The organism is Pseudoflavitalea sp. G-6-1-2 (assembly GCF_012927185.1).
In the GTDB taxonomy this organism is placed as follows: domain Bacteria; phylum Bacteroidota; class Bacteroidia; order Chitinophagales; family Chitinophagaceae; genus Pseudobacter.
On record NZ_JABBGB010000003.1, the window covers coordinates 658,059 to 683,189 of the forward strand.

The 25,131-nt window shown below is 46.2% G+C and carries 24 protein-coding genes; 14 read left to right on the forward strand and 10 right to left on the reverse strand.

The window, feature by feature from the left end:
* Window positions 1–9 precede the first annotated feature (9 nt).
* From HHL16_RS20005 to HHL16_RS20020, 4 genes are read left to right on the forward strand one after another with little or no spacing between them, the layout of a single operon-like run.
* Window positions 10–219, forward strand: a complete 210-nt coding sequence (locus HHL16_RS20005) for a hypothetical protein (protein ID WP_206022506.1) — start codon at window positions 10–12, stop codon at window positions 217–219.
* Window positions 219–863: an FMN-binding negative transcriptional regulator gene (locus tag HHL16_RS20010; RefSeq protein WP_169427112.1), complete on the forward strand. Its 645-nt coding sequence runs from the start codon at window positions 219–221 to the stop codon at window positions 861–863. Before HHL16_RS20005 ends, HHL16_RS20010 begins: the two co-directional genes overlap by 1 nt.
* Before the next feature lie 28 nt (window positions 864–891).
* The gene (locus tag HHL16_RS20015; RefSeq protein ID WP_240966278.1) at window positions 892–1,788 is read left to right on the forward strand and encodes a glycerophosphodiester phosphodiesterase family protein; all 897 of its coding nucleotides are present in this window, start codon (window positions 892–894) and stop codon (window positions 1,786–1,788) included.
* A 39-nt stretch (window positions 1,789–1,827) separates the two neighbouring features.
* Complete coding sequence (locus tag HHL16_RS20020; protein WP_169427113.1) at window positions 1,828–2,469, forward strand: hypothetical protein; 642 nt, start codon at window positions 1,828–1,830, stop codon at window positions 2,467–2,469.
* 81 nt (window positions 2,470–2,550) lie between these two features.
* Here HHL16_RS20020 and HHL16_RS20025 read toward each other — a convergent pair whose 3' ends face one another.
* Both HHL16_RS20025 and HHL16_RS20030 read right to left on the reverse strand, forming a co-directional pair.
* Window positions 2,551–3,543, reverse strand: a complete 993-nt coding sequence (locus HHL16_RS20025) for an amidohydrolase family protein (protein ID WP_169427114.1) — start codon at window positions 3,541–3,543, stop codon at window positions 2,551–2,553.
* Between the two features lie 7 nt (window positions 3,544–3,550).
* Window positions 3,551–4,081, reverse strand: a complete 531-nt coding sequence (locus HHL16_RS20030) for a 3-hydroxyanthranilate 3,4-dioxygenase (protein WP_206022508.1) — start codon at window positions 4,079–4,081, stop codon at window positions 3,551–3,553.
* A gap of 91 nt (window positions 4,082–4,172) precedes the next feature.
* Between HHL16_RS20030 and HHL16_RS20035 the strand changes: the two genes are divergently transcribed.
* From HHL16_RS20035 to kynU, 4 genes are read left to right on the forward strand one after another with little or no spacing between them, the layout of a single operon-like run.
* A complete protein-coding gene (locus tag HHL16_RS20035) occupies window positions 4,173–4,958 on the forward strand; it encodes an SDR family oxidoreductase (RefSeq protein WP_169427115.1) in 786 nt (261 codons plus the stop codon).
* Window positions 4,959–4,970: 12 nt separating this feature from the next.
* A complete protein-coding gene (locus HHL16_RS20040; RefSeq protein WP_169427116.1) occupies window positions 4,971–6,428 on the forward strand; it encodes an aldehyde dehydrogenase in 1,458 nt (485 codons plus the stop codon).
* A gap of 9 nt (window positions 6,429–6,437) precedes the next feature.
* On the forward strand, window positions 6,438–6,857 hold the full coding sequence (locus HHL16_RS20045; protein WP_169427117.1) for a Rid family hydrolase: 420 nt from the start codon (window positions 6,438–6,440) through the stop codon (window positions 6,855–6,857).
* A gap of 48 nt (window positions 6,858–6,905) precedes the next feature.
* The gene (kynU, locus tag HHL16_RS20050) at window positions 6,906–8,192 is read left to right on the forward strand and encodes a kynureninase (protein WP_169427118.1); all 1,287 of its coding nucleotides are present in this window, start codon (window positions 6,906–6,908) and stop codon (window positions 8,190–8,192) included.
* Window positions 8,193–8,261: 69 nt separating this feature from the next.
* Here kynU and HHL16_RS20055 read toward each other — a convergent pair whose 3' ends face one another.
* From HHL16_RS20055 to HHL16_RS20070, 4 genes are all read right to left on the reverse strand, one after another.
* On the reverse strand, window positions 8,262–9,365 hold the full coding sequence (locus tag HHL16_RS20055) for a hypothetical protein (protein WP_169427119.1): 1,104 nt from the start codon (window positions 9,363–9,365) through the stop codon (window positions 8,262–8,264).
* A gap of 22 nt (window positions 9,366–9,387) precedes the next feature.
* Window positions 9,388–12,654 carry a TonB-dependent receptor gene (locus tag HHL16_RS20060; RefSeq protein ID WP_169427120.1) on the reverse strand — a complete coding sequence of 1,089 codons (3,267 nt, stop codon included), beginning with the start codon at window positions 12,652–12,654 and terminating at the stop codon, window positions 9,388–9,390.
* Window positions 12,655–12,794: 140 nt separating this feature from the next.
* Entirely contained in the window at window positions 12,795–13,808 is a 1,014-nt protein-coding gene (locus HHL16_RS20065; RefSeq protein ID WP_169427121.1) for a FecR domain-containing protein, read from the reverse strand.
* 147 nt (window positions 13,809–13,955) lie between these two features.
* The gene (locus tag HHL16_RS20070; RefSeq protein WP_169427122.1) at window positions 13,956–14,549 is read right to left on the reverse strand and encodes a sigma-70 family RNA polymerase sigma factor; all 594 of its coding nucleotides are present in this window, start codon (window positions 14,547–14,549) and stop codon (window positions 13,956–13,958) included.
* Between the two features lie 131 nt (window positions 14,550–14,680).
* Here HHL16_RS20070 and HHL16_RS20075 point away from each other — a divergent pair, with 131 nt between their 5' ends.
* Together HHL16_RS20075 and pyrF are read left to right on the forward strand one after the other, a co-directional pair.
* Window positions 14,681–16,018, forward strand: a complete 1,338-nt coding sequence (locus HHL16_RS20075; protein ID WP_206022510.1) for an NAD(P)/FAD-dependent oxidoreductase — start codon at window positions 14,681–14,683, stop codon at window positions 16,016–16,018.
* Between the two features lie 18 nt (window positions 16,019–16,036).
* Window positions 16,037–16,840 (forward strand): orotidine-5'-phosphate decarboxylase, encoded by an 804-nt coding sequence (pyrF, locus tag HHL16_RS20080; RefSeq protein ID WP_169427124.1) that lies wholly within the window; start codon window positions 16,037–16,039, stop codon window positions 16,838–16,840.
* A 276-nt stretch (window positions 16,841–17,116) separates the two neighbouring features.
* On the opposite strand, the gene HHL16_RS20085 is transcribed toward pyrF, so the two are convergent.
* From HHL16_RS20085 to HHL16_RS20095, 3 genes are read right to left on the reverse strand one after another with little or no spacing between them, the layout of a single operon-like run.
* Entirely contained in the window at window positions 17,117–18,100 is a 984-nt protein-coding gene (locus HHL16_RS20085) for a hypothetical protein (protein WP_169427125.1), read from the reverse strand.
* Window positions 18,084–18,677, reverse strand: coding sequence for a hypothetical protein (locus tag HHL16_RS20090; protein ID WP_169427126.1), 594 nt, complete (start codon window positions 18,675–18,677; stop codon window positions 18,084–18,086). Before HHL16_RS20090 ends, HHL16_RS20085 begins: the two co-directional genes overlap by 17 nt.
* On the reverse strand, window positions 18,674–19,231 hold the full coding sequence (locus tag HHL16_RS20095; RefSeq protein WP_169427127.1) for an RNA polymerase sigma factor: 558 nt from the start codon (window positions 19,229–19,231) through the stop codon (window positions 18,674–18,676). The genes HHL16_RS20090 and HHL16_RS20095 overlap by 4 nt, the downstream gene beginning before the upstream one ends.
* 118 nt (window positions 19,232–19,349) lie before the next feature.
* Between HHL16_RS20095 and HHL16_RS20100 the strand changes: the two genes are divergently transcribed.
* From HHL16_RS20100 to HHL16_RS20115, 4 genes are read left to right on the forward strand one after another with little or no spacing between them, the layout of a single operon-like run.
* Window positions 19,350–20,531, forward strand: a complete 1,182-nt coding sequence (locus tag HHL16_RS20100; protein ID WP_169427128.1) for an acyl-CoA dehydrogenase family protein — start codon at window positions 19,350–19,352, stop codon at window positions 20,529–20,531.
* Window positions 20,532–20,538: 7 nt separating this feature from the next.
* A complete protein-coding gene (locus HHL16_RS20105) occupies window positions 20,539–21,048 on the forward strand; it encodes a shikimate kinase (protein WP_169427129.1) in 510 nt (169 codons plus the stop codon).
* Window positions 21,041–21,430 carry a DUF423 domain-containing protein gene (locus HHL16_RS20110; RefSeq protein ID WP_169427130.1) on the forward strand — a complete coding sequence of 130 codons (390 nt, stop codon included), beginning with the start codon at window positions 21,041–21,043 and terminating at the stop codon, window positions 21,428–21,430. The genes HHL16_RS20105 and HHL16_RS20110 overlap by 8 nt, the downstream gene beginning before the upstream one ends.
* A 36-nt stretch (window positions 21,431–21,466) precedes the next feature.
* The gene (locus tag HHL16_RS20115) at window positions 21,467–22,021 is read left to right on the forward strand and encodes a hypothetical protein (RefSeq protein ID WP_169427131.1); all 555 of its coding nucleotides are present in this window, start codon (window positions 21,467–21,469) and stop codon (window positions 22,019–22,021) included.
* Between the two features lie 20 nt (window positions 22,022–22,041).
* Here HHL16_RS20115 and HHL16_RS25355 read toward each other — a convergent pair whose 3' ends face one another.
* Window positions 22,042–24,876 carry an ATP-binding protein gene (locus HHL16_RS25355; protein ID WP_169427132.1) on the reverse strand — a complete coding sequence of 945 codons (2,835 nt, stop codon included), beginning with the start codon at window positions 24,874–24,876 and terminating at the stop codon, window positions 22,042–22,044.
* Window positions 24,877–25,131 lie beyond the last annotated feature (255 nt).

Genomic DNA, 25,131 nt, shown 5'->3' on the forward strand with positions numbered 1-25,131 from the left:
ATCCATACTATGAAATCATTGATTATTTTGAGTGTAAGCGTTTTAGTGATGATCGTGGCAGGCAGTTCGTGCAGCACCACACATTCGCACAGAAGAGTGGTGGTGGTAGATTCGAAGCCGCTTCCTCCGGGGCAGGCGAAGAAGATCGCGGGTGCACAATCTGCCAAAGAGTTTGCTCCCGGTCAGCAGAAAAAGAAGAAGCACAAGAACAAATATTGATGTATAACCTCCCCCAATATGTTGAGAAGGATGCGGCAGAGCTGCTGTCCTTCATGCAACAACACCCCTTTGCTACACTGATCGGCAGCGATGCCGATGGTTGCCCGGTGGCAACTCAGGTACCGCTGCTGATCAGGAAGGAAGGAGAAGAGATAAGGCTGCTCGGCCATATCATGCGTAAGACAGATCATCATCTCGCATTCGAACAGAACCCGCGTGTATTGGCGCTTTTCACCAGTCCGCATTGTTACGTAAGCCCTTCGTGGTACAGCAATCAGCGCTCCGGCGGCACCTGGAATTACATGACGGTGCATGCGCGCGGAACAGTAAGCTTCACCAGCGATGCTGAGCTGGCAGCGATCCTTCGCGAAACACAGAATTCATTCGAGAATAATCCTGCATCTCCTTCCAATTTCGAACAGCTCAGTGAAGGATATGTAGCTCCATTGCTCAAAGCCATCGTAGGTTTTGAAATAAAAATCACTTCACTCGAAGCCGTTTTCAAACTCAGTCAGAACAGAGATGAAGCCAGTTACCACAATATCATCCATCACCTGAAACAGGGATCATCCGATGCTCAGTACATTGCATCGGCGATGGAGCAACGGGCTTCACAATTATTTAAAAAGGATACCAACAGCTGATACATTTTTTATACAGTACTTTGGAGCCATGAAGAAAACCCTGTACTCCTTCGCTGCCGCATCTATGCTGATGCTCGGATGCGCATCCTCAAAAAAATCAAGCGTGCAATTACCTCAATACGACAGAGAAGGCCACCGCGGCTGCCGCGGGCTGATGCCGGAGAATACCATTCCCGCCATGCTGCATGCCCTCGATCTGAACATTACCACATTGGAGATGGATGCAGTGATCACCAAAGACAGTCAGGTGATACTTTCGCACGAGCCATTCTTCAATCATCATATCACTACGCTGCCCGATGGCAGTTTCGTTTCAGAAAAAGAAGAGAAGAACCTCAACATCTTCAAAATGACCTACAACGAAACGCAGCGTTACGATGTAGGACTGAAGCACCATCCGAATTTCCCGAAACAGCAAAAAATCGCCGCCACTAAACCGCTGCTCAGCGATGTGATTGCGCAGGTAGAGGCTGCCGTAAAACAAAAAGGGAAACAACCGGTGTTCTATAACATCGAAACCAAGAGCAATCCTGTAACCGATAATTTATTTCATCCTGAACCGGAGCAGTTCGTAAACCTGCTGATGAGCGTGATCAACAGAGCCGGCATTGCTGATCGTGTGATCATTCAGAGCTTTGATTTCCGCACACTGAAGGTATTGCATGCAAAATATCCGAAAGTGAAGACTGCCGCGCTGATTGAAGGCGTGAGCCAACGCAGTATGGAGCGGCAACTCGAAGAACTCGGTTTTACTCCAACTATTTACAGTCCCTATTTCATTAATGTTACGAAAGAAATGGTGGAGGAGGCTCACAAACACAATATGAAAGTAGTGCCGTGGACGGTGAATGATAAAACCGCGATCGATAAACTGCGTGAGTTGGGAGTCGATGGAATCATCTCCGATTATCCTAATCTGTTTTAAGTAGAACAAGCAAAAAAACTGTCGTATATTTAGTGAAATATGACGACTGAATCTAAAAAAGGAATTTGGGATTTTTTTATCAAGCATCCGTATTATTTTATTTTAGCTGTTTTGTTGCTTGTAGGCGGAATATCATTTGCAATATATTGGGGCATCAAGAATAAAGCAAAAATAACTACTCCGTGGGTCTCAATTGATCCTCAAAATTCAATTCCAACAAAGGACACAGTATATATTGCAAATCCAACGGCTCATGAATCAAAGGATAAAACAAGTTTTAGAAAGATTGAAAAAGCTGGAATTAGCAATTCTTCCCTTGCACCAAAGAAGGATACAGTCTCTGTTTTTCATGTAGAAAGCCATAATCAACAAGGGGGAATTACTGCAGGTAAAATAGAAAATATAAATATTGTAGACCAACCCAGAGAGTTTGATGGAGAATTCAAAGCTTATTTTGGAGCATTTTTGAGAACTCAAGATATTAACTCTCCAGTCAGGATTTATTCTCTTTTGGGCGACAATGAAGCATTGCGGTTAGCAAATCAAATAAAAGAGTACATTATTCAACAAGGTTTTTTGAATGTAAAAGATGCGCAAGCTATTTTTGATAAACCGATATCAAATGTGCATGTCGATACATCTAACTCAATGCTAACAATTAGAGTTGGTTCTAAGCTATAGTTTTGAAGGATGTTTTTTTGATTATTTGTAGCTAATTAGTTTCTTCTTAAAATCGAAAACTCTTGCTGGAGCTTTAAATTTTCACCTAGTTAAATTCAGCCAGTTCATTGCATTCCTGTACAGCAGTTTCTCTTTCACTGATGCATCCAGCTCCATTTCTTCGATCAGTTTTCCCGGATAATGTTCTCCTAACGGAAAAGGATAATCGCTTCCAAGGCAAACCTTATCTTCTCCCATCACATCCATGATGTATTTCATCGCAGATGCATCATGCACCAGACTATCCACCCAAAATTTTCCGATGTAATCGCGCGGTGAAACTGCATTATCGATCGCTACCAGATCGGGACGAACATCATATCCATGCTGTATTCTTCCGATAGTGAACGGGAACGATCCGCCGCCATGTGCAAATGCCACGCGCAGCTTCGGGAATTTTTCAAACACGCCGCCGAATATCATCGAGCAGATGGCGCGGCTTGTTTCAGCAGGCATGCCCACCAGCCATGGCAGCCAGTAGCGCTGCATCTGTGTTTCGCCCATCATTTCCCAGGGATGTACAAACAGCGCACAACCCAGTTCCGATGCGGCTTCATAGAAAGGAAAGAATGCAGGATCCGATAGGTTTTTCCCATTGATATTGCTGCCGATCTCCAATCCCGGCAGTTTCAGTTCTTTTACGCAGCGTTCCATTTCGCGGATAGCGAGATCGATATCCTGCATAGGAGCAGTGCCCAGCCCGATAAAACTCTCCGGCGCATCGGCCACTGTTTCTGCGATATGGTCATTGAAGAAACGTGATGTTTCATGTCCATCTGCAGGCTTCGCCCAGTAGTTGAACAGCACCGGAATAGTGCTGAGCACCTGCATGGTAACTCCGGTTGCGCGCATCTCTTCTTCGCGGAGGGTGGCTTTGAAGCAATTGTCTTCTACTTCGCGGAAGAGCTTGTCGCCCTTCATCATGCAGGCTTTGCAGTTGCGATGTTCTACATGAATGAACTCTCCGTACCCGAATTTCTGCACCCAGTTGGGCATCTTTTCGGGCATGATGTGCGTGTGTATGTCGATCTTCATAAGGGTATTACTTTTTCACAGGTGGCTCCATCACCGTGCCGCATTTTTTGCAGGTGCGAAGCTCCGTTGAGCTGTAGAACTTCTCCATGATGGGAGGCAGTTGCTTCACGATATCTTTTACAAATACAAATTCTTCAAATAGTTTATTGCCGCAGTTTTCACAGAACCACATGAAGGCGTCTTTCTCATTCTCTTCGTCTTCACGGATCTTTTCGATTACCAGTCCAACCGTGTTGGCAGGGCGTTGCGGCGAATGCGGTGTGTTGGGAGGAAGCAAAAACATATCTCCTTCATTGATAGGAATATTGCGTGGTTCACCATTGTCGATGATCTTCAGCACCATATTCCCTTCCAGCTGATAATAGAGTTCTTCGCTTTTGTTGAAGTGATAATCTTTTCGTGAGTTGGGGCCACCAACCACCATTACGATAAAGTTCTCGGCATCTTTGTAAACACATTGATTGCCTACAGGAGGTTTCAGCAGATCGCGGTGTTCATCGATCCAGCGTTTTAAATTGAAAGGAGCAGCAATTGGCATATGACAAGTTTTAGCAATGTAAAGAATAAGGTGAAGTGCGGTAAAGTTAATGTTAATCTGTGTACATTTGATTCCCTATAAATTGCTTGTTATGAATCTTTCTCTCGAAGGAAAAAATGCCCTCATTTGCGGAAGCACACAGGGTATCGGATTGGCGATAGCAGAAGAACTGGCTTTGCTTGGAGCGAATTGCACGCTGATATCGCGCAATGAAGAATCGCTGAAACAGGCCATCCTCAAACTGGATATCGCGCTGCGCCAGCAACACAATTATCTCGTAGCTGATTTCAGCAAACCCGAAGAAGTGGCTAGTGTGGTTCGTACACTTGTTGCAACAAATCCCATTCATATTCTCATCAATAATACTGGTGGCCCGCCAGCCGGTCCCATCGTGGATGCAACACCCGAACAGTTCCTCAATACCTACAACCAGCACCTCATCTGCAATCACCTGCTCACGCAGGCGGTAGTGCCGGGTATGAAGGCTGCGAAATTCGGAAGGATCATCAATATCATCAGCACTTCTGTGAAGATCCCGCTGAAGAATCTGGGGGTATCGAACACTACACGCGGAGCCGTAGCGAGCTGGGCCAAAACCATGAGCCTCGAACTCGGACCTTTCAATATCACCGTTAACAATGTATTGCCTGGGGCAACTGCTACTGCAAGACTTGCAGGACTGGTAAAGAATATCGCCGGAAACAAACAGATCAGTGAAGACGAGGTGATAGAAGACATGGCGAAAGAAGTACCACTGGGCAGAGTAGGGCAAGCCTCGGAAGTGGCTGCAGTAGCGGCTTTTCTGGCATCGCCTGCGGCGAGTTATGTAAATGGCGTGAGTATCCCTGTTGACGGAGGAAGAACAGGTTCCATCTAATCCCGAATTATTATGCAAGCTGAAATACCTTTTCATTTAGAGAATTTCATCGGCGGCAATTTCATCGGCCCGCTGAGTGGCCAATTCATCGACAACTTCGATCCATCAACCGGTGAAGTAAGTGGCAAGATCCCAGATAGCAACGAAAAAGACGTTGCCGTTGCAGTGGAAGTTGCTCAGAAAGCATTCAAAACCTGGTCTGTAACGCCGCTCGAAAAACGATTTACCATACTCAACCGCATCGCGGATCTCATCGACGAGAACTTAGAATTGCTCGCACGCGCGGAAACTAACGACAATGGCAAACCGCTTTGGTTGTCGCGTAAGATCGATATTCCGCGCGCCTCTGCCAATTTCCGTTTCTTTGCCACGGGCATCATGCACTTCGCAGCGGAGAGTCACCAGATGGAGAACACGGCTATCAACTACACGCTTCGTCAACCGATCGGAGTTGTGGGATGCATCTCTCCATGGAATCTTCCGCTCTATCTCTTCACCTGGAAGATAGCGCCGGCGCTGGCTGCAGGCAACTGCGTAATTGCAAAGCCTTCAGAAGTTACGCCGGTTACTGCTTTCCTGCTGGCACGCATTGCAAAAGAAGCCGGATTGCCAGATGGTGTGCTGAACATCCTGCACGGAACTGGTCCGGTTACAGGAGAAGCCATTGTAACGCATCCTGCCATTAAAGCCATCTCCTTCACAGGAAGCACAAGGGCAGGAGCGCGCATCGCGTCTGTTGCGGCGCCTGTATTCAAAAAATTATCGCTTGAACTTGGAGGGAAAAATCCCAACATCATATTTGAAGACTGCGACTGGGAGAAGATGATGAACACCACCATGCAATCATCCTTCGCCAATCAGGGACAGATCTGTTTGTGCGGAAGCCGCATTCTGGTGCAATCATCGATCTACGAGAAATTCAAAACCGAATTCGTAGCCCGCGCGAAAGCGCTGGCGGTAGGCGATCCGCTCGACGAAAAAACAAAGCAGGGCGCTATTGTGAGCAAAATGCATTTCGACAAAGTGATGGGCTGCATCGAAAAAGCAAAAGAGGAGGGAGGCACCATTCTCTGCGGAGGCAATGCCGTAAAGCCGTCCGGACGTTGCGCCAATGGCTGGTTCATAGAACCCACGGTGATCGAAGGCCTCGGCCCCAACACCGTCAGCAATCAGGAAGAAATTTTCGGACCCGTTGTTACGCTGCAAACGTTTAACACCGAAGAAGAAGCCCTGCAACTGGCGAATGCCACTCAGTACGGCCTTGCTGCCAGCATCTGGACCACCGATCTCTCCCGCGCGCATCGCGTAGGAGCGCAGACAGAAAGTGGTATCATCTGGATCAACTGCTGGCTGCTCCGCGATCTCAGAACACCGTTCGGCGGATTGAAGAACAGCGGCGTTGGCCGTGAAGGCGGATGGGAGGCATTGCGCTTCTTCACCGAACCAAAGAACATTTGTGTGCAACTCTAAAAGCAAAGTATGAGCAAGGATATTGTACAAACAAATGAAGCTGCCAAACCATTAGGCGCTTATCCTCATGCGAGGAAAGTAGGCAATCTTTTATTCCTCTCCGGTATTGGTCCGAGAAGTTCCAAAGACAATTCCATTCCCGGCCTCGAACTCGATGCTGCAGGCAACATAGTGAAATATGATATCGCAGCAGAATGCCACGCAGTATTCGCCAACGTGAAAGCCGTGCTGGAAGCCAGCGGCAGCAGCTGGGACAAGATTGTTGACGTAACGGTTTTTCTCACCAATATGAAACAGGACTTTCCCATTTACAATAAGATTTACGCCGACTACTTCACCAGTGTGCAGGCTTGCAGAACAACTGTTGAAATCAAAAGTTTGCCTACACCGATTGCCATCGAACTGAAAGTGATTGCCACCATCGATTAGCAGTAAAGAAAAGTACCTAAAAAAAACAGACCCAAAACGATACTTGCCATGAATTATCAAAATACGCTTGAATTTGCGCAACAGGCCGATCAGCAGGATGCATTGCGTGAATTCAGACAACGTTTCTTCATACCACAGGTGAACGGAAAAGACAGCATCTACTTCACCGGAAATTCACTCGGACTTCAACCGAAAACAGTTCAATCATATATCCAGCAGGAGTTGAACGACTGGGCTCAATACGGCGTGGAAGGCCATTTTCATGCGAAAAACCCATGGTTCTCCTACCATGAGATCTTTCCTGCACAGGTAAGCAAAATTGTAGGAGCCTTACCGGAAGAAGTTGTGGTGATGAATCAACTCACGGTGAATCTTCATTTGCTGATGGTAAGTTTTTACAGACCAACCAAAGAACGATATAAAATCATTTGCGAAGCAAAAGCATTTCCTTCCGATCAGTATGCGATCGAAACGCAGGTGGCATTTCATGGTTTCTCCAAAGATGCCATCGTTGAAATTGCTCCGCGTGAAGGTGAGCATACACTTCGTACGGAAGATATTCTCTCCGTAATCGATGCTCATAAAGATTCAACGGCGCTCGTGCTCTTCGGAGGTGTTAACTACTACAGCGGACAAGTGCTGGATATGCGCACCATCACGGAAGCAGCACACAAAGCAGGTGCGCTCTGCGGTTTCGATCTCGCACATGCAGCAGGAAATATTGAACTGAAATTGCACGACTGGCAAGTTGATTTCGCCTGCTGGTGCAGTTACAAATACATGAACTCCGGTCCTGGTGGCGTGTCTGGTGCATACATTCATCAGCAACACCTGAACAATAAAACATTGCCGCGCTTTGCAGGCTGGTGGGGGCATACAAAGGAAACACGTTTCCAGATGAAATCCGGTTTCGATCCCATTCCAACAGCCGAAGGATGGCAGCTGAGCAATGCGCCCGTGCTCTCGATGGCGGCGCATAAAGCAGCAGTAGATATTTTTGATGAAGCAGGAATGCCTGCATTGGTGATGAAAGGAAAACAATTGTCAGGATACCTGCAATTCATACTCAACGAAATGAATGAGCAGTCCGGACAAAAGGTAGTGGAAGTGATCACTCCTTCGGAGGAAGCAGCGCGAGGATGCCAGGTATCGCTGCTGATGCTGGTTCGCGGTAAAGAAGTTTTCAAAACGCTGATGGATCGTGGCGTGATCGCAGACTGGCGTGAGCCGAATGTGATCCGCGTTGCGCCTGTGCCATTGTACAACAGGTTTGAAGATGTGTGGCAGTTTGGTCAGATCATCAAAGAAGTGCTGGCAACTGCGGCGGTTAGTTGATCTACAAAAAACAGTAAGTTGTTTGAATAAGAAAAGGGAGCATTTTTCGATGCTCCCTTTTCAATTTTTCTATTCATTTTCAATATTGAGGAAGAGACTCAGGTCGGTGCTCATTGCAGGCGTTACATAGATTTCATCAAAATTCTCCCCACCAAATTCTTCGGCTATCGCTATTTCACCCACATGCCTTTCACCGGGAAGGAACATCTTAGTATCGCCCCCCACCAGAAAAAAGATATATCCGGATTTCCCCTCTGCAGGTTTAACCGTATACGCAGGGGTATTGCTGAGATACGCGGCTTCATTGGTACCTTTTTTCAGAATGTCGAATGTGTACACATGATCGGCAGGAGGCGGTGGCAACTCTACCGTTACGAATAGCTGCGTTGCCGGTACTGTTACGCGAAGCTCAGGTTCTATCCTGCTCACTTCTCCTGTATTCAGGTCGCGCATGTAAAATACCAGATCGAGGTCCCCGCCTAAAAAGGTAGTTTGACCAAATTCCACATTTTGCTGCAACGCGAAAGTCATCGACATTCCCTGCGGATTTTTCAATGCAGGAATTTTTATGCTCTCTACCACAGTATTTCTGGTGAGAAAGAATTTCAATACTTTGTTTGAGTCCGCCTGAGTGATGTCTCTCGTAACAAGCACAGCCGTTTCCCCTTTTTTCTTTACCGTGAGTATTCTTTGCTGCTCTTTGTTGATGGGGATTTTCAATGTGCTCAGTATAACACCTCCATAGAGATCCTGATAGATAAGTCTGTCGTCCAGATAAAAATCCAGCGGCCCGTCTTTTGCAAAGATCATGAGGTTGTAGTTGATGCCCGCATCGTATATTTTCCCATCTTCGTAAAAGATGCCAAACTCTTGTCTGTAGCTGGCTGCATCGATGGTGTATGATTTCAGGATGTCTGATTTGCCTTTCTCACGGACATATATTTTCTGATCACCCTTGCTTATGTTCAATTGAAATTTTCCGGGGATCGAATTGAATTGACCGATGGTGCTGTCCACCACATCGTTGTTATACACGAATTCCAATGGCACACTGGATGAGCCGGTAAATGTCACTTCTACGATGCTGGGATCGTTGGTGTAGTAAAGCTCTCCTTTCTGACAAGCCATCATCGCCATCATCAGGATCGCTAACAGGATCTTATATTTTTTCATCAGAAACAATTTGATTGCGTACTTAAAATTTATAGCTGATCGACACACTGAAGGTTCTGCCGAAACGCTGCCTGAATGTGTACAGATCTCCTTCTTCGTATTTGTCGGTGAATCCTTTCTTTAGTCTCAATGCATTGCTGGCATCGGGTTGACTCTGATTATCCGGATTTGTTTCATAGCTGCCCCTGTTATTGTAAAACACAGATGCTGCATTCAATAAGTTGCCTCCACTGATTCTGATCTCCACACCGGATTTGATGAATTTGTAGCTTATCTGAGCATCCAGCTGTTCACGGGGTTGTTCATATTCTGTGTTGGAGGGAGCATTCGTAACGAAATATGTTTTTCTTCCGGATTTATTGTAGACGATATTCATACCGAGCTTTTCAGTCTGGTATTGAAGTCCGGCGTTGAGCAGGTAGGGGGCCTGTCCATAGAGTGCGCGTGTTTGTTTCATGGCAGCCTTGATGGGTTTGCCTGTTGCAGCATCATTTTGGCCTGTAGGGTAAAGGCCTTCCACGCTGGATTTTTGCAGAGACAGATTTCCATAGGCAGTCAGGTTTCGCAGTATTGCTGCATCTGCGATGAAGCCCAGGTTTTTCCTTGCTTCCAGTTCAAGACCATACACTTTTGCCCAATTGGAATTCTGCAAAGTATACCGGAAACCAAAATCGAGTGTTTCCATGGCAATCATTTCAGCCGGTTTGTCGAAGTATTTGTAGAAGCCTCCGATGGACAAAAGTTCTCCTGGTCCGGGGAACCATTCTGCTTTGAAATCGTAACTGGTGATGCGGGTACTGCTGATACCTCCGCTTCCCACGAGTCCTTCGTAAAATGCGCTGTAGCGGAAGAACTGGCTGTTGTCCATCATTTCCGGGCGAACTACCGTGCTGGAGTAAGCGACGCGAAGGTTCAGAGAGTTGACAGGACTGTAGGTGAGGTTCGCAGAAGGCAGCCACTGCCATTTCTTGTCCGCTGACCGGTCGAAGTTTCCATTTGCACCTTCTTTCGGTGCATTGGATGCATTCCGTATTTCCTGATAGTTGAAATATTCTGCGCGCAATCCCCACACAAGCCGCCATTGGTTGTTGAATTTATTGTCGAACATGAGATAGCCTGCGTGGTTCTGACTTTTTCCTGCATAATAATCGTTGCCCCATCCGTCGAGCAGGAGCATGTATCCGTCTGCACGAATGTTTTCAGGTTTCAGCCAGTCTTTTATGGGCAGTCTGATGAGGGCGGGATCGAGATCATTCAGGATAACCACCAACGGCAGAATTTGCCAGTCGAATCTCGATTGACGCTGCGTACCAAAATAACCGGCTTTGGCGATGTTTTTGAGTTTACCAAAATTCCATTGCCTTGAAGCAGAAACATTCCAGGAATAATGCGTTTCACTGTTAGCATAGGAGTGACGTGAGATAGGAGTGAACCTCGGTTCGGAGAGCTGGTTCGGCGTATAGAAGAAGAAAGTGTCTTTCCCAATCACTCTGGCAGCCTTGGTTGCAATGCCGATATCTTTTTGTTCGCGTTTGATGCCTGTGCGCGCGAAGTCCCAGTCGAGTTTGAACTTCCCCAGCTGGTGCTGGCCCATCAGCTTGTTCTGGATCAGCGTTGTGAATGCCGGATCATCGGCTTCACGGATCTGGTTGGGCATACCGGCAAGGTTGTCGTCTGCATCCACCCCCTTTATTTGTGTGAAGGTGTTATCGAACAAATGCGTATACATATTGCGGAGACTGATGCGGTGTTTTCCCAGCTGCAGTCCCATGTTGAGCACAGCTCCGAGTGTAGTGTTGAAGTTGTAGGAATTTCCAGTGGCCGGGGTTACAGAATTGGTATTCCATCTTCCGCGACGCATCTCTTCGATATTGTTGATGGTTTGATTATTTCTGTAGTTCAGTGCTCCGGTGAACCCGAACTTACGTTGATTGTCGTCGCCGAGCCTGAACATTTTTCCGATAGCGAACTGGTAATTCTGTGAGGGCATTGCCTTGTATTTGTACACGCTGAAGTCGCGGTTGGCAAAACGTTTGCTTTGTTCAACGATCTCGCTTACGGGCGCTGCATTGTTCATCGATTTAAGTCCTTTCGGAAAGCTCCTTCCTCCGTCGTCGAAACCGAGATAATCACTTGAGCCGCGTTTGCGGCTCAGGAAATCTTTTCCGGTGGAGATATCGTTGAAAGAGGTTCCGAGACCAAGTGTCATGAAATTTTCCGAAGGAATATCTTTCGTATTGATCTGAATGGCTCCGCCACCGAAGCTCATGTTCATGTCCGGCGTGATGGTTTTCAAAACCACCACATTATCCACCAGAGCATTGGGGATCATTTCAAAAGAGAAACTGCGTTTCTGCGCTTCGGTACTGGGGAGAGCTGTACCGTCGAGCATCGCGGCATTGTACCGTTCGCCTATGCCGCGTACAATAACAAATTTATTGTCGGCAGAATTTACGCCGGAGATCCTTTTGAGTACTTCTCCTACGTTTCGGTCCGGGGTTGCTGCGATCTGCTCGGCTGAAATGCCGTTGCTGATCGATGCCCGGTTCTTTTGCTCCGCATACAATGCAGACACCGTTGCTTTTTTATAGCCGGATGTTACCACTACCTGATTTAATGTACCGGTTTGTGCTATCATGGAGATGTTGAGCGGCGTATTGCTGTTTGCCTTTACTTCCACCTCTGTAATGCGCTGGGGTTGATAGGAAATAAAACTAACTTCCAGCGTATAGATGCCGGGCTTCAGACTAAGGCTGTAACTGCCGTCAGGAGCGGATTTCGTGGCATGGCCATTGTTGCCTGCGACGCTGATGGTAGCCCCCGTAAGCGGATCACCACGACCATCCATTACCTTCCCGCTGATACTGCCCGGTTGACGGGTCGGCGCCTGCGGTTCTTGTTTGGGAGCTGCAACCGCAACAGGTTTTTCATCGATCATGAGATGATATCCTTTTTGCGTGTACCGGAGTTTGGTTGCCTGCAATACGCGTTCTACAGCGAGTAATACAGTGTTTTCTTTTTCGGTAAGGCTTACGCGGATATGATCATAACGATCTACATCCTGCCCGTAAAAAAATTTTACTTCACTGTGCTGCTGTATTTCGCGCAGGGCATTTTTGATGGAGATGTTCTGTGCTTTTACTGATATTTTCATCGTAGCCAGGTTCTGGCCACTTGCTGTTTGCGTAGCTGTGGTGAGTACCGCCATCAGTATCACCGGAAGTAACAACATGAGCCAATACCGGTATGCCGGCCTGGTTTTGTAAAGCAGGTAAGTGCTTTTTTGCATAATTTCGGGAATTGTTTATGGATTAAGTTTCATTGATCTGTAAACCTGTTCATAAAGCCCCTCGGACTACCAATCGTAAAGGCTTTATGTGTACAGTATTCCTGCCCTGTGGCAGGAATTTTTTTTATGAGGATGTACCGTTATTTCGCATGCATGCTGTTGTTTTTTGTGTAGAGCGTGAAGAGTTGTTTTTTGTTATCGTAACTGTATTGGAATTTGCCTACATAAGCCAGCATCTCCATTACGTTTGCTATTGGTTCGGTAGCAGAGAATGCAGCGCTGATGCGGCTCAACGGAAGCGTAGATTGATTGAACCTGAAATGAACGCCATAAATCCGATGGAGCTCTTCTGTGATCCTGTCCAGTCGTTGGTTTTCGAGACTCACTTCACCGGCCGCCCATTTTTGGAGCGTTGCGGGATCTGTAGTTTGCTGCTCCAGTGATCCGCTTACAGGGTCGTAGCTCATTGCCCGGCCTTTGGAAAGAACTGCCAGCTTCTTCGATTGTCCTTTCTGATGATCCGTTACCTGCACTTTGCCGGATGCTACTGCAACCTGCAACGGTGCTCCTTTGAATGCTGTTATCCGAAAAGATGTACCCAGTACTTCGGTATGTACTTCGCCCGATTGAATGATAAATGGTTTCTGATGATCCTGCCTTACATCGAAAAATGCTTCTCCATCGAGGAAGACCTCTCTTGTATTTCCCTGAAAACTGATTTCATAACGAATATGGCTACCTGCTGCCAGGTAAACGGCTGTGCTGTCTGGAAGCAGATGCCTTACAGGCGCTCCGCCAGTATTGTGCTGTACCACGTAAGTTGGTTCGGTTTTGGATTTTTTCAGGGCGAGGAAACTGATGCCACCAATGATCAGCAGTCCGGCTGAAACTGCCGCAATGTTTCGCAGGTTGCGTTTCCATATCGATCCTACTTTTCCCTGAGATGTTGCTGCTATGCGTTGATTCAGCTGGCTCTTCCATTGCTCAACGGTTGACTGCAGCGTTTCATCGGCATAACCGGTATTTTCCCAGTCGTCGGCAGTCTGTTCGGCGATGAGTTTATCCAGCAACTCGTTGTATGCCGGTAACTGAAGCAGTTGATCCACCTGTTCCAGTTCTTCCGGAGTACATTGGTTGTCTAAAAATTTTTTCAATAGCCCGATATGAGGTTCTTTCATTGTTCGCTTGCTTCTATCTGGGTAGTTGCAATATTGGTATGGCTACCACCCAGCCGAAGTGATATTTTTTTAAGAAATTTTTCAGCAGGTGAAGAAGAAAGGCAGAAAGAAGGGAAGGGGCTGCTATTGAGGCAATACAAACATTAATGTAATGCAGATATGAGTGGTGGTATTGTGGAGGTTCTTGCGAAGTGTTGCCAGAGCGGCCACCATATAATTTTCTACAGTGTTGAGGGAAAGTCCGGTTCGTTCGGCGATGGCTTTGTAGCTGAGATTTTCTTCCCTGCTCAGTTCAAACACAAGTCTGCGTTGAGGACTCAGGCGGGCAAGGTTTTGATGATACAGCAATTCAGCCTGTTCGAGAAGGAGGTTGGCATCAGCGGTTTTGCCAGAAAGCGGTATTTCGTTTTCCGTGATCTCGTCGATAGGTTTTGTGTGCGGAATGTTTTTGCGAAGCTGCCCGATAAGCTTGTTGCGAAAGGCTTTGAAGAGATAAGCGGAAAAACTGTATTCAATTTTTATTTCATGCCTGCGCTCCCAGATATTGAACAGCAGATCCATCACCAGTTCTTCTACTACGAATTTGTCTCTGAGATAACGAAGTCCGGCTTTGTGCAGGCGGGGAGCATAACGATCTACCAGCTCATTGTATGCCTTGATGTCATCATGATAACAACAAAACAACAGCTCATTATCAGATGCTTGCTTATAGTTCATCAGCGTGGTTCATTGCCTGCGCAAAGTTGATAGTTTCAATATTACCGGATGGTTAAGTTTCCTGAAGTGATATGGAGGGGAGTTTGTATTTTAGATTTTCAAAACGATTTCTTGTCCATAAATTCTTAGCAGTGCAAAAAAAAGAAGTTAGCATCATCGGCGCAGGCCTTGTTGGTTCGCTCTTATCTGTTTACCTCGCCAAACGGGGACATAAAGTAAAACTCTACGAACGCCGGCCCGACATGCGCAAAGAAAAGGTCGCAGCAGGAAGGAGCATCAACCTCGCACTGAGCGACCGCGGACTCAAAGCACTGGAAAAAGTAGGGCTGGCAGATGCCATCAAAAGCATCTCCATACCCATGCATGGGAGATACATCCATCATATCGATGGCAGCAGCGCTTTTCAGCCTTACGGCAAAGAAGGTCAATTCATCAATTCCGTATCACGCGGAACACTCAATAAAAAGCTGATGGATCTTGCCGAAGAACATGGTATCGAATTGTTCTTCGATCATAAATGCACCAATATCGACTGGAAAACAAACACCATCACCTTCGAGCATCAGGGAAAAGAGGTGAAAGCTACTGCCGATCTGATCTTCGGAGCAGATGGAGCTTTCTCTGCAGCCCGCCTCCAGCATCAGTTGCATACAGATCGTTTCAACTATCAGCAATTCTACATCGATTGTGGCTACAAGGAGCTCACTATTCATGCAAACGCCGAAGGGGACTTCGCCATGCATGTGAATGCATTGCACATCTGGCCGAGAAAAGAATTCATGCTCATTGCACTGCCCAATCTCGATAAAACATTTACCTGTACTTTATTCTTCCCATTCGAGGGGCCGCTTTCTTTCTCTCATCTCGACACCAAAGAAAAAGTAAAAACATTCTTCGAAACCACTTTCCCGGATGCGGTGCCGCTGATGCCCACCTATCTCGAGGATTTCTTCAACAATCCCACTTCATCACTCGTAACGGTGAAGTGCGAACCATGGGTGCGGGAAGATAAATTCGCATTGATCGGAGATGCAGCGCATGCCATCGTTCCGTTCTTCGGGCAGGGCATGAATGCCGGCTTCGAAGACTGCAATGTGCTCGACGATCTGATGCAGCATCACGGCGATCACTGGGATGCCATTCTCGAAGAATTCCAGTTGCTGCGCAAGCCCGATGCCGACGCCATTGCCGATCTCGCCGTGAACAATTTCACGGAAATGCGGGACAGGGTAGCGGATCCAAAATTCCTCCTTCAGAAAAAAATAGAGGCGAAGGTGAGCGAGAAGTTCCCCGATCAGTGGATCCCGGCTTACTCACTGGTAACTTTCAGTCCGCATATCCGCTATTCCGAAGCGTTGCAGAACGGCCGGAAGCAGGAAGCCATCATGCAGCAGATAATGCAGCGCCCCGACATAGACCAGCGCTGGGACGACGATGCATTGCATCAGGAAATTGTGAATATGCTGTAGGATCGTATCTTCGCGCCCATGACACGTCAACAACTGGTAGAAGAGATACGCCGCAAAAAAACTTACCTCACTGTAGGTCTCGATACTGATATTACCAAGATCCCTAAGTTCCTGCTTAGCGAGAAAGACCCGGTTTTTGAATTCAACCGCCGGATCATCGATGCCACCAAAGACTTTTGTGTGAGCTACAAGATCAATACCGCTTTCTATGAAGCCAATGGTCTGCGTGGATGGGAGTCGATGGAAAAGACAGTGAACTACATCCCCAAATCGCATTTCACTATCGCAGATGCGAAACGTGGCGATATCGGCAATACCAGTACCCAGTATGCAAAAGCATTCTTCGAAACACTCAACTTCGATGCTATCACGGTAGCGCCTTACATGGGGGCAGACAGTGTAAAGCCATTCCTCGAATACAAAGATAAATGGACGATACTGCTGGGACTCACTTCCAATCCCGGTTCTCAGGATTTTGAACTGCAGCCCGCAGGCAATGGATTGCTCTACGAAAAGGTGCTGACAACCGCTGCTCAGTGGGGTACACCCGAAAACCTGATGTATGTGGTAGGAGCAACGCAGGCAGATTCTTTCACTGCAATTCGCAATCTCACACCGGATCACTTTTATCTCGTGCCTGGTGTAGGTGCGCAGGGTGGAAGTCTCAAAGAGATCTCTGCAAAAGCAATGAATAAAGAAGTTGGTCTGCTGGTGAATGCAAGCCGTGCCGTGATCTTCGCTTCGTCTGGTGAGGACTTTGCTGAAAAAGCAGGCGCAGTAGCGAAAGAGTACAGCGAAGAAATGGCAGGTTATCTGAAGTAATCATCCTGAAAATATCAATAAGAGAAGCCCTTGAATCCGAAAGATTCAGGGGCTTCTCTTATGATGTAACGTTACGCCGAAGTAGCGTTTGTTGAGTTTACTTAGCGACTGGGCACCTCCCATAAAAAAAACGGGGCACTCATTGCTGAGGCCCCGCCATTGAGAGTTTCCAATTCGGTAACTCTGCTAACTGCTCGTTTGTATTCGCTGAAATTGATTCGTCTGATTAAACCTGAACCTTGGACTGATACTGGTGTAATTTGTTTAATTGCACCATTAGATTTCCCTGGCTTTACTTTTCTTTTCTTCTACTTTGAAGGGAACATTATGTCCTAAAGTAATATCTCCGAAATTTGTTTTCACATTGATGGGCGTCTCTCCATTTCCTGCTTTTCCTTTCCAGTCGAAATCGAATTTCGGTCCGCGGCTTTCTTCATCATCTCCGTCCTTTGCAATGCTGAAGTTCGATTTGTTCTTCACCTTCGCAAAGCTGGTGTGGATATTGAAACTGGCATTGAGATTGGAAGCCAGATCGAGTATCAGTGGAGTGAAACTGTTTTTGATGGTGAGTTTTTTGATATCGTTGTCCACTACCAGTTTGGTACCGCCACTGTGTTCGAACTCTGCGGTAATATCTCCGCTCAATCTGCGAACCTCGGCCTGAGAGAACTTCACGGTAAGGTTGCCATTGTTCATGCCATCGAGTTGAAGCGATCCGAATTCTACCACTACTTTTTTGGCTTTGCTCAGCTTTCCTGCATTGAGGCTGCCGAACTTCACTACCAGAGTGGCTTCGCCGCTATGGTCGCCCATGGTAACCGGACCGAATTCATTGCTGAGGATGAGATCGTTTTTGGCAGGCATGTACACATCGTAGTTGATCTGGAAACCCGTTTTCTCACCTCTGTCCCATTTGCCACTGTTGTTATTGGAGTTGCGGATATTTGTTTTCACATACACGCCACCGTTGCCTTTTCCTTCGCTGATGGTGATGCCGTCCAGAATATCCTGAGCACGTTCGTCGGTACGGGCTTCGGCTGTGATGGTTACTTCGATCTTGAATTCATTCTTGCTCCATGTATTGATTTTGATGGCGCCGAACTTATTGCTCAGTGTTACATTGTCGTCGCTGCTGAGTGAATAGCTTTTGGCGATCACTTTCTTTTTCTCTGCCATTGGAACCGGATCGCCCGATGCCATTGCATTTGCGGTGAAAGCGAAGCTGAGAACGAGCAGGAGAGCTTTATATAAGTTTACCATTGCTTTGTGTTTTTGATTGTTTGATCTGCTGGATGATCTGAAGCTGTTGATTGAGCAGGTCTGTCTGCACTTTCAGGTTTTCGATCATGGCTTCCAGCAATTGTTCGCGATTGGGGTTAGAAGGAAGTTCTTTTTTCAGGTTGTTATAAGAACTGTCCAGTTTGCTGATATCCTCCAGAAACTGCTGATAGAGTTCAGGATTGTCTTTTTCTATTTGTTTCAGTTCTTCCTGTTTCAGTTCTATCAGTTGTGTGAAGTGATATACCTCTTTTGCATACGTAGGGTTGATCTTCTGCAGCAGGTCGTCGTTCGACTTGATAGCCGGATTGCCTTTGGCAACTTCGGTACCGGTGGTTGGTTTGTTCATCAGGTGAAATACACCGAATGCGGCCAGTACCAGAATTGCGGCTGCAGCGCTCCATTTGAGGATGGTCATGGGGATCAGTCTGCCACCCTGCTTCACTGCTGGTTGGGCTGGTTGCAGTTGTTTCTCCAGGTCTTTCCAAACCCTGGGTGAAGGAACATCGCTGTCGAAATCTTCGCGATGATCGTTGATGAAATTTTCTAATCTGCTCATGATAATCCTCCTTGTTTCAATAGATTCACTAATTTTTGCTTTGCACGGATATATTGTGTGCGAACGGTGTTATGCGTGATGCCGAGGATCCCGGAGATCTCTTCATGATCATAACCTTCCAGCAGGTAAAGGCTCAGCACTGCGCGATAACCGTCCGGTAACTGCTGAATACATTTTTTAACTTCGGCCACTTTGAACTGAATGTCTGCCTCATCGACTCCTTTCTCTTCCGGTATCTCTTCCATGCCGTTTTCGTCGAGCTCGGAGAGATGCATTTTCCTTTTTCGCAGCACATTGATCGATTTGTTCACTACTATCCGTTTCAGCCATGCGCCGAATGTAGACCGGTAGTGGAAATCGTTCAAAGATCTGAAGGCATCCAGAAATGCCTCCTGAAGTACGTCCTCTGCGTCGCCTGTGTTGTTCACAATGCGCAGACTGGTGTTGTACATGGCCTTGGCATACCGCTGGTAAAGGGCTTCGAAGCTGGTGGGGTCCCCGCGTTTACAGCGTTCTACCAATTCATCCTGGACAATGGTTGCAGTTAGCTCCAAAATGATTGTTTTTATTTGTTATTGTTATCAGAAGAGACACAATTGCTGAATAGATGTTGCATCTCCCATCTTTATTCCTACGGTTTTTCTTACATTAGCACATTCTAAAACGCTCGCCATGGCCTCAAGAACCGATCTTTTTGTTAGTCCGGACTATTTCAATCTCGATGAACTGCTCTCTGAAGAACAGAAACTGGTAAGGGAATCTGTTCGAAATTATGTAAAGAAAGAAATTTCTCCAATCATAGAAGACTATGCCCAAAAGGCCGAGTTTCCGCAACATATTGTAAAACAACTGGGAGATCTGGGCTGTTTTGGTCCTACCATCCCCGTAGAATATGGCGGCGGAGGCCTCGATTACATCAGTTATGGCCTTATGATGCAGGAATTGGAGAGAGGCGACAGCGGCGTTCGTTCCACTGCTTCCGTGCAGGGTTCTCTGGTGATGTTCCCCATTTATGAGTTCGGAACCGAAGAACAGCGTAAAAAATATCTTCCCAAACTCGCCAGCGGCGAATGGCTGGGCTGCTTCGGTCTCACTGAGCCCGACCATGGCTCCAACCCCGCAGGCATGTTGACCAATATCAAAGATGCCGGCGATCACGTGATTCTCAACGGTGCAAAAATGTGGATCAGCAACGCCCCTTTTTCACAGGTGGCCGTTGTTTGGGCCAAAGATGAAGCGGGTGAGATCCGCGGAGTGATCGTAGAACGCGGTATGGAAGGGTTTTCTACCCCCACCACCCATGGCAAATGGAGCCTTCGCGCATCCGCCACAGGTGAGCTGGTATTCGACAATGTAAAAGTGCCCAAAGAAAATATACTCAATGTAAAAGGACTGAAAGGTCCGCTCAGCTGTCTTACCAAGGCACGCTTCGGCATTGCATGGGGAACAGTAGGGGCAGCGATGGACTGTTACGATACAGCCCTTCGTTATTCACAGGAGCGTGTTCAGTTCGATCGCCCCATCGGCGGCTTTCAGCTGCAACAGAAAAAACTGGCCGAAATGATCACCGAGATCACCAAGGCACAGCTGCTCAACTGGCGCGTAGGCGTTCTGATGAACGAACACAAAGCCACCCCACAACAGGTGAGCATGGCCAAACGCAATGGTTGCGAAATTGCCACCAATATTGCGCGCGATGCACGCCAGATGTTAGGCGGAATGGGCATCACCGGCGAATACTCCGTGATGCGCCATATGATGAACCTCGAAAGTGTGATCACTTACGAGGGTACTCACGATATCCATCTCCTGATCACGGGAATGGACGTAACAGGCTACAACGCATTCAAATAATTGCACAATGAGGATCTTTCTGATCGGTTTCATGGGAGCGGGAAAAACCCACTGGGGTAAGCAGGTTGCAAACCGCATGGGACTTCCTTTCTTTGATCTCGACGAACTGATAGTTGCCCACGAAAACAAATCCATCGCCGATATCTTTGCCACCCATGGCGAAGAATACTTCAGATTGCTCGAAAAGCAATTGCTCGAAGAACTGGTAGAGCGCGAAGACAGCATGATCATCTCCTGCGGAGGCGGCACACCCTGTTTCTTCAACAATATCGATTTCATGAAACGCTACGGCATCGTAGTATGGCTGAATACCCATGTAGAAGTGATATTGCAGCGACTGCTGAAAGAAAGGGTTCACCGTCCATTATTGAAAGACATAAAGGATGAAGACCTCCGCAATCATATCGTTCGCAAGCTCAATGAAAGAAGAATGTACTACGAGCAGGCCGATGTGATCATCGACAAAGAAGATTCCATCTCCATGAACGATTTTATTCAAACAGTTTTACATGCATAAAGGATATCTGAAAACAGCTGCATTGCTGGCCGCACTGGCAGTGGCACTGGGTGCGTTTGGTGCGCATGGACTGAAACAATATGTCCCTGCCGAAACGGTTTCAACGTTTGAAACAGGGGTGAGGTATCAGTTCTATCATGTATTTGCACTGCTGGCAGTGGGCATGCTCTACGAAAAGTTTTCACAGAAATGGCTGAAGAATGCAGCGATCTGTTTCATTGCAGGTATCGTTCTGTTTTCCGGTTCATTGTATTTTCTCACAGCGATGAAAGCGACTGAAACAGTTGGACTGAGCGGCATCGGCGCCATTACACCACTGGGCGGATTGTTCTTCATTGCAGGATGGCTCTGCCTCTTCCGATCGTTCACTGCTGCGAAATAAGCACACAATCTGGTTTCTGAATAAATGCACCCACTCATGCGATCTGTATCCTTCGTACTGGCATGCTCTGTACTGATAGCTGCCTGCAACAATGCTGAAACAAAACCTGAAAGCGTTGCTAAAGACAGCGTAGCGAAGACTCCTTCAACACCTGCAATTACTCCCTCCGATACTACGCTGCATCCTGATCCACTGATAAAAGAAGTGACCACGCTCGACAGCATCGAAGCTGCCAACAACAAATCTGTTCTCGCCTCCGGCGATGATGTTACCAAAGCATGGGTGAATCTCAGCAAGGGCGACAGCGCAATCCATCTTCAGGCAAACATCAGAAAAGACCACCGGTTTTATGGTTATGCTCAGCCGGATACCAGAGCACAGCGTCTGATACTCTTTTCCATCTTTACCAACGATGTACAGGATAATCCTTTCAAATTAAGACTGGGAGCGTATTACAGCATCGAATCGCCAGACAGCCTCACAGTAAAATATCTTGCAGCAGATAAAAAGTTTGTGAAAACAGTCATTACCGATAAAACAAATAATACTTCAGTAGTTTACTTTGAGAAAAAGTGGATCGATATCGAGTAGAAGAAATGGATCGGACCTGGTTAAAAAGTAAAATCAGTTGATTGCAGCTTTATCGTAAACAAAGCTCCTTTTCCCGGTTCTGAAGTTACCTGTAACTCTCCATTGATCTTATCGATCATTTCCAGAATAATAACACTTCCCATCCGGCCATTCTTTACAGCTTTATCTCTGTTCAGGAAATTTTCTATCTGAAAAGCATTCAGCCCCTTTCCTGTATCTGATACCTGAATTTGCAAACCTTCGGGTAGAACTGTGGCCTGTATGCTGATAATTCCATTCTCTGTATTCTTATTGGCATTATCTACCAGATTCCTTAAGATCAATACCAATATTTCCTTGTCGGTATAACACTGAATAGTTGTTTCGGTGATAGAGAATTTATTGTTGTTTACCTGTAATATCTCTTTGAACAATGATTCAATATCCACAAAAAGTTGCTGCAGGGAGAACTTTGTCTTTTGTACTTTGAAATGCTCCTGCTGGCTTACTGCCCAGGAAAAAAACTGATCGGTAAAACGGCTCAATTCTCCAATTTGCTGATCCAGGGCTATTGCCTGATGTAAGTTCTCCTCATTACTGTTATTCCAGTTCTTTACCAGCGATTTTCCGGCGATCCTCAGAGAGAACAGGGGAGATTTTATATCGTGCAAAACAATAGCTGTTATCTGTTCTTTTACGTGATTGCTTTGTTTCAAAGCTTTTTCTGAATTCTCCAGTTGTTGAATGGCAGCATTCAGCTCCTCTGTTCTGAGTTCAACTATTTCTTCGATCCTGATATTTTCTTTTTTGAGTCTTGATAAACGTATTCTTGAATACCAATATCCCAGGCAAATTATCAGCAGCACTACACCTGCAAAAAACCAGGCTGTCTGATAGAAAAAAGGAGGAACTATTATTTGAATTGCAATACTGCTGTTGAGGGTGTCGCTATTGTTGCCGGCTTTACGGATCATCAATGCGTAATCACCTGCAGGTAGTGTGTTGATAGAAATGATCCCTGAAGCAGGAACGGGAAGCCACTGATCGTTATTCTTTCCGAGATTGTATTCGAGCCTCAGATCTTCTTTATTGCCAAAAAAGGGACAGGTAACTTTAATGGTCAACGTGCGGAATGTAGGTTTCAGCTGAATGGTTTCATCGATGCCGGTCAATGCCACGGAATGCCCGTCAATTGACATTTCATCGATAAAGATCCTTTCCTGGGGGAAGACCGATTGGAGCCGGGTAGGGTAGAATTTTATCAGCCCATTGATGGATGGTAAAATCAATGCACTATCCTGCAGCCATTGGTAATTTGGGATTGCTCCACCGTTAAACTCATTTGTTCTTAATCCATTGGCATGATTGAACGTAAAACAGAAAACAGATTTTGATCTGCCAGTTGCAAAATCAGCTAATGCATCGACCGGCACTTTATACAACCCGTTATTGGTAGGCAACCAGAAATTACCATTGGCATCTTCTATAAAAGAGTGAATGGAACCAAACGCTCCTTTGGGGCCCGGTGGCAAGGGAAATAATTCTTGTTGTGCATATAAAAAAGAGCCCTTGCCATCTGTACTTATCCATAACCGGTTTTGTTTATCCTGATATAAAGTTCGAATAGAAAAGGAATCGAGTATCGACCGGGTGATGGTATGATTTTTCATGTCATACCATTTTACTCCCTCGGTTGTTCCCAGCAGCAATTCGCCGTTCTTTAATGGCAGTAAGGTGGTTGCTGTTAGTTTTTGAAGGAATTTGTGCTGCCAGATAATTTCCCCTTCCTTGGTTGTTTTGTATATGGCATTATGGGTGAATAACAACAAAGTACCATCTTCAACAACAGGTAAGATTGCCATCAGACGATTATCGAGCTGCAGCATATTCTCATCCAGGATTTTGGTTCTCGCATTATACCTGCATAGTTTGAAATCGTGTTCATAATAGACCCTGTCGGCACTATCTGTATAGATTGCTCTGCTGTAAGTGTTATGCAGAGGTACATAAGATGAAGTGTTATCCGGATGCACTATTGCATTATTGACAATGATGTCGTCCTCCAATGTCTTTCCAATTGTATAATAGTTTTCAGGGCCGGATTCTGCGGGGATCTTAGCATAGATGAAGTCCGATACTTTAACAGCGAATAAACCTTGCGTACCAGTTCCAATAAAATACGTGTTGAGATCAGGACGATAAGCAATGCACAGCGGCATTTCGATGTTGAAATTGCTTAGCACGCACCTGCTATTCACTTTCCCATTGTTGTATGTGAGTTCGTAAAGACTTCCTCCGGAAAAAATGAATGCGCCCTGCTCGCACCACAATGTTTTAAAATCCCCTTTGAGAAAATTTTTATTGCTGGCAATGTCTCCATCGATACGTCCTTCCAGACCAATTCCTTCATTCCAGCTTGTTATCCGGTTACCTGGCCAGATCTGTAAATAATAGTAGTCGTTGAGCACCATACTGCCAACGGGCTCAATTGCATAAGGCTTCAATTTTATTGCTTTGGATCTACGGATAAACCAGGCATCATCTCCCTGGAAAAGATAGATGTCTCCGTTTTTCAAACCTCCCGGTTTTTTTACTACAGGTATTGTTTTGGTGCGGGAGATAACCTGCCACAGACTATCCAGTGTGGGGTTTATTGTGATATATCCGGTAGTAACAAAGCTTAAACTGGTATCCGTTAATGCGGGTAAATAAGCATACAGGGTAGAGGAGGAGCCTATTTTGATGTTTTGATAATCGAGCCCTTGTGCCACAATGGTTCCTGCAGTATCCATCATCATGGCCACGATCCTTTCACTGTTGAGTCCTTTTATGTTCTCACTTCCATAGGACTTAAAATTAGTATTGTCAAACCTCACAATTCCTGATTCTGTTGCCAGCCAGCAAAATCCACTCCTATCGAATTTAATAGCCTTAACACTGTTTTGCGGTAATCCGTTTTCCGAATTGTACTGTTTTATTACATAATTGTCTTTTTGCGGATATGCTGTGGTCTGTAAAAAAAGAAAGCAGCAAAATAACAAAAGGCCTTTTTGCATTCTGTATGAAGAAGAGCAGTAGTTGGTATTGGGCATGGGATCAGTTAAAGCTCAGACAAATATAAACTATTCACC

Excerpts from the sequence above, each read along its gene's own strand:
- HHL16_RS20005 (WP_206022506.1), top strand. The coding sequence starts at position 10 with ATGAAATCATTGATTATTTTGAGTGTAAGCGTTTTAGTGATGATCGTG.
- HHL16_RS20010 (WP_169427112.1), top strand. The coding sequence starts at position 219 with ATGTATAACCTCCCCCAATATGTTGAGAAGGATGCGGCAGAGCTGCTG.
- HHL16_RS20015 (WP_240966278.1), top strand. The coding sequence starts at position 892 with ATGAAGAAAACCCTGTACTCCTTCGCTGCCGCATCTATGCTGATGCTC.
- HHL16_RS20020 (WP_169427113.1), top strand. The coding sequence starts at position 1,828 with ATGACGACTGAATCTAAAAAAGGAATTTGGGATTTTTTTATCAAGCAT.
- HHL16_RS20025 (WP_169427114.1), bottom strand. The coding sequence starts at position 3,543 with ATGAAGATCGACATACACACGCACATCATGCCCGAAAAGATGCCCAAC.
- HHL16_RS20030 (WP_206022508.1), bottom strand. The coding sequence starts at position 4,081 with ATGCCAATTGCTGCTCCTTTCAATTTAAAACGCTGGATCGATGAACAC.
- HHL16_RS20035 (WP_169427115.1), top strand. The coding sequence starts at position 4,173 with ATGAATCTTTCTCTCGAAGGAAAAAATGCCCTCATTTGCGGAAGCACA.
- HHL16_RS20040 (WP_169427116.1), top strand. The coding sequence starts at position 4,971 with ATGCAAGCTGAAATACCTTTTCATTTAGAGAATTTCATCGGCGGCAAT.
- HHL16_RS20045 (WP_169427117.1), top strand. The coding sequence starts at position 6,438 with ATGAGCAAGGATATTGTACAAACAAATGAAGCTGCCAAACCATTAGGC.
- kynU (WP_169427118.1), top strand. The coding sequence starts at position 6,906 with ATGAATTATCAAAATACGCTTGAATTTGCGCAACAGGCCGATCAGCAG.
- HHL16_RS20055 (WP_169427119.1), bottom strand. The coding sequence starts at position 9,365 with ATGAAAAAATATAAGATCCTGTTAGCGATCCTGATGATGGCGATGATG.
- HHL16_RS20060 (WP_169427120.1), bottom strand. The coding sequence starts at position 12,654 with ATGCAAAAAAGCACTTACCTGCTTTACAAAACCAGGCCGGCATACCGG.
- HHL16_RS20070 (WP_169427122.1), bottom strand. The coding sequence starts at position 14,549 with ATGAACTATAAGCAAGCATCTGATAATGAGCTGTTGTTTTGTTGTTAT.
- pyrF (WP_169427124.1), top strand. The coding sequence starts at position 16,037 with ATGACACGTCAACAACTGGTAGAAGAGATACGCCGCAAAAAAACTTAC.
- HHL16_RS20085 (WP_169427125.1), bottom strand. The coding sequence starts at position 18,100 with ATGGTAAACTTATATAAAGCTCTCCTGCTCGTTCTCAGCTTCGCTTTC.
- HHL16_RS20090 (WP_169427126.1), bottom strand. The coding sequence starts at position 18,677 with ATGAGCAGATTAGAAAATTTCATCAACGATCATCGCGAAGATTTCGAC.
- HHL16_RS20100 (WP_169427128.1), top strand. The coding sequence starts at position 19,350 with ATGGCCTCAAGAACCGATCTTTTTGTTAGTCCGGACTATTTCAATCTC.
- HHL16_RS20105 (WP_169427129.1), top strand. The coding sequence starts at position 20,539 with ATGAGGATCTTTCTGATCGGTTTCATGGGAGCGGGAAAAACCCACTGG.
- HHL16_RS20110 (WP_169427130.1), top strand. The coding sequence starts at position 21,041 with ATGCATAAAGGATATCTGAAAACAGCTGCATTGCTGGCCGCACTGGCA.
- HHL16_RS20115 (WP_169427131.1), top strand. The coding sequence starts at position 21,467 with ATGCGATCTGTATCCTTCGTACTGGCATGCTCTGTACTGATAGCTGCC.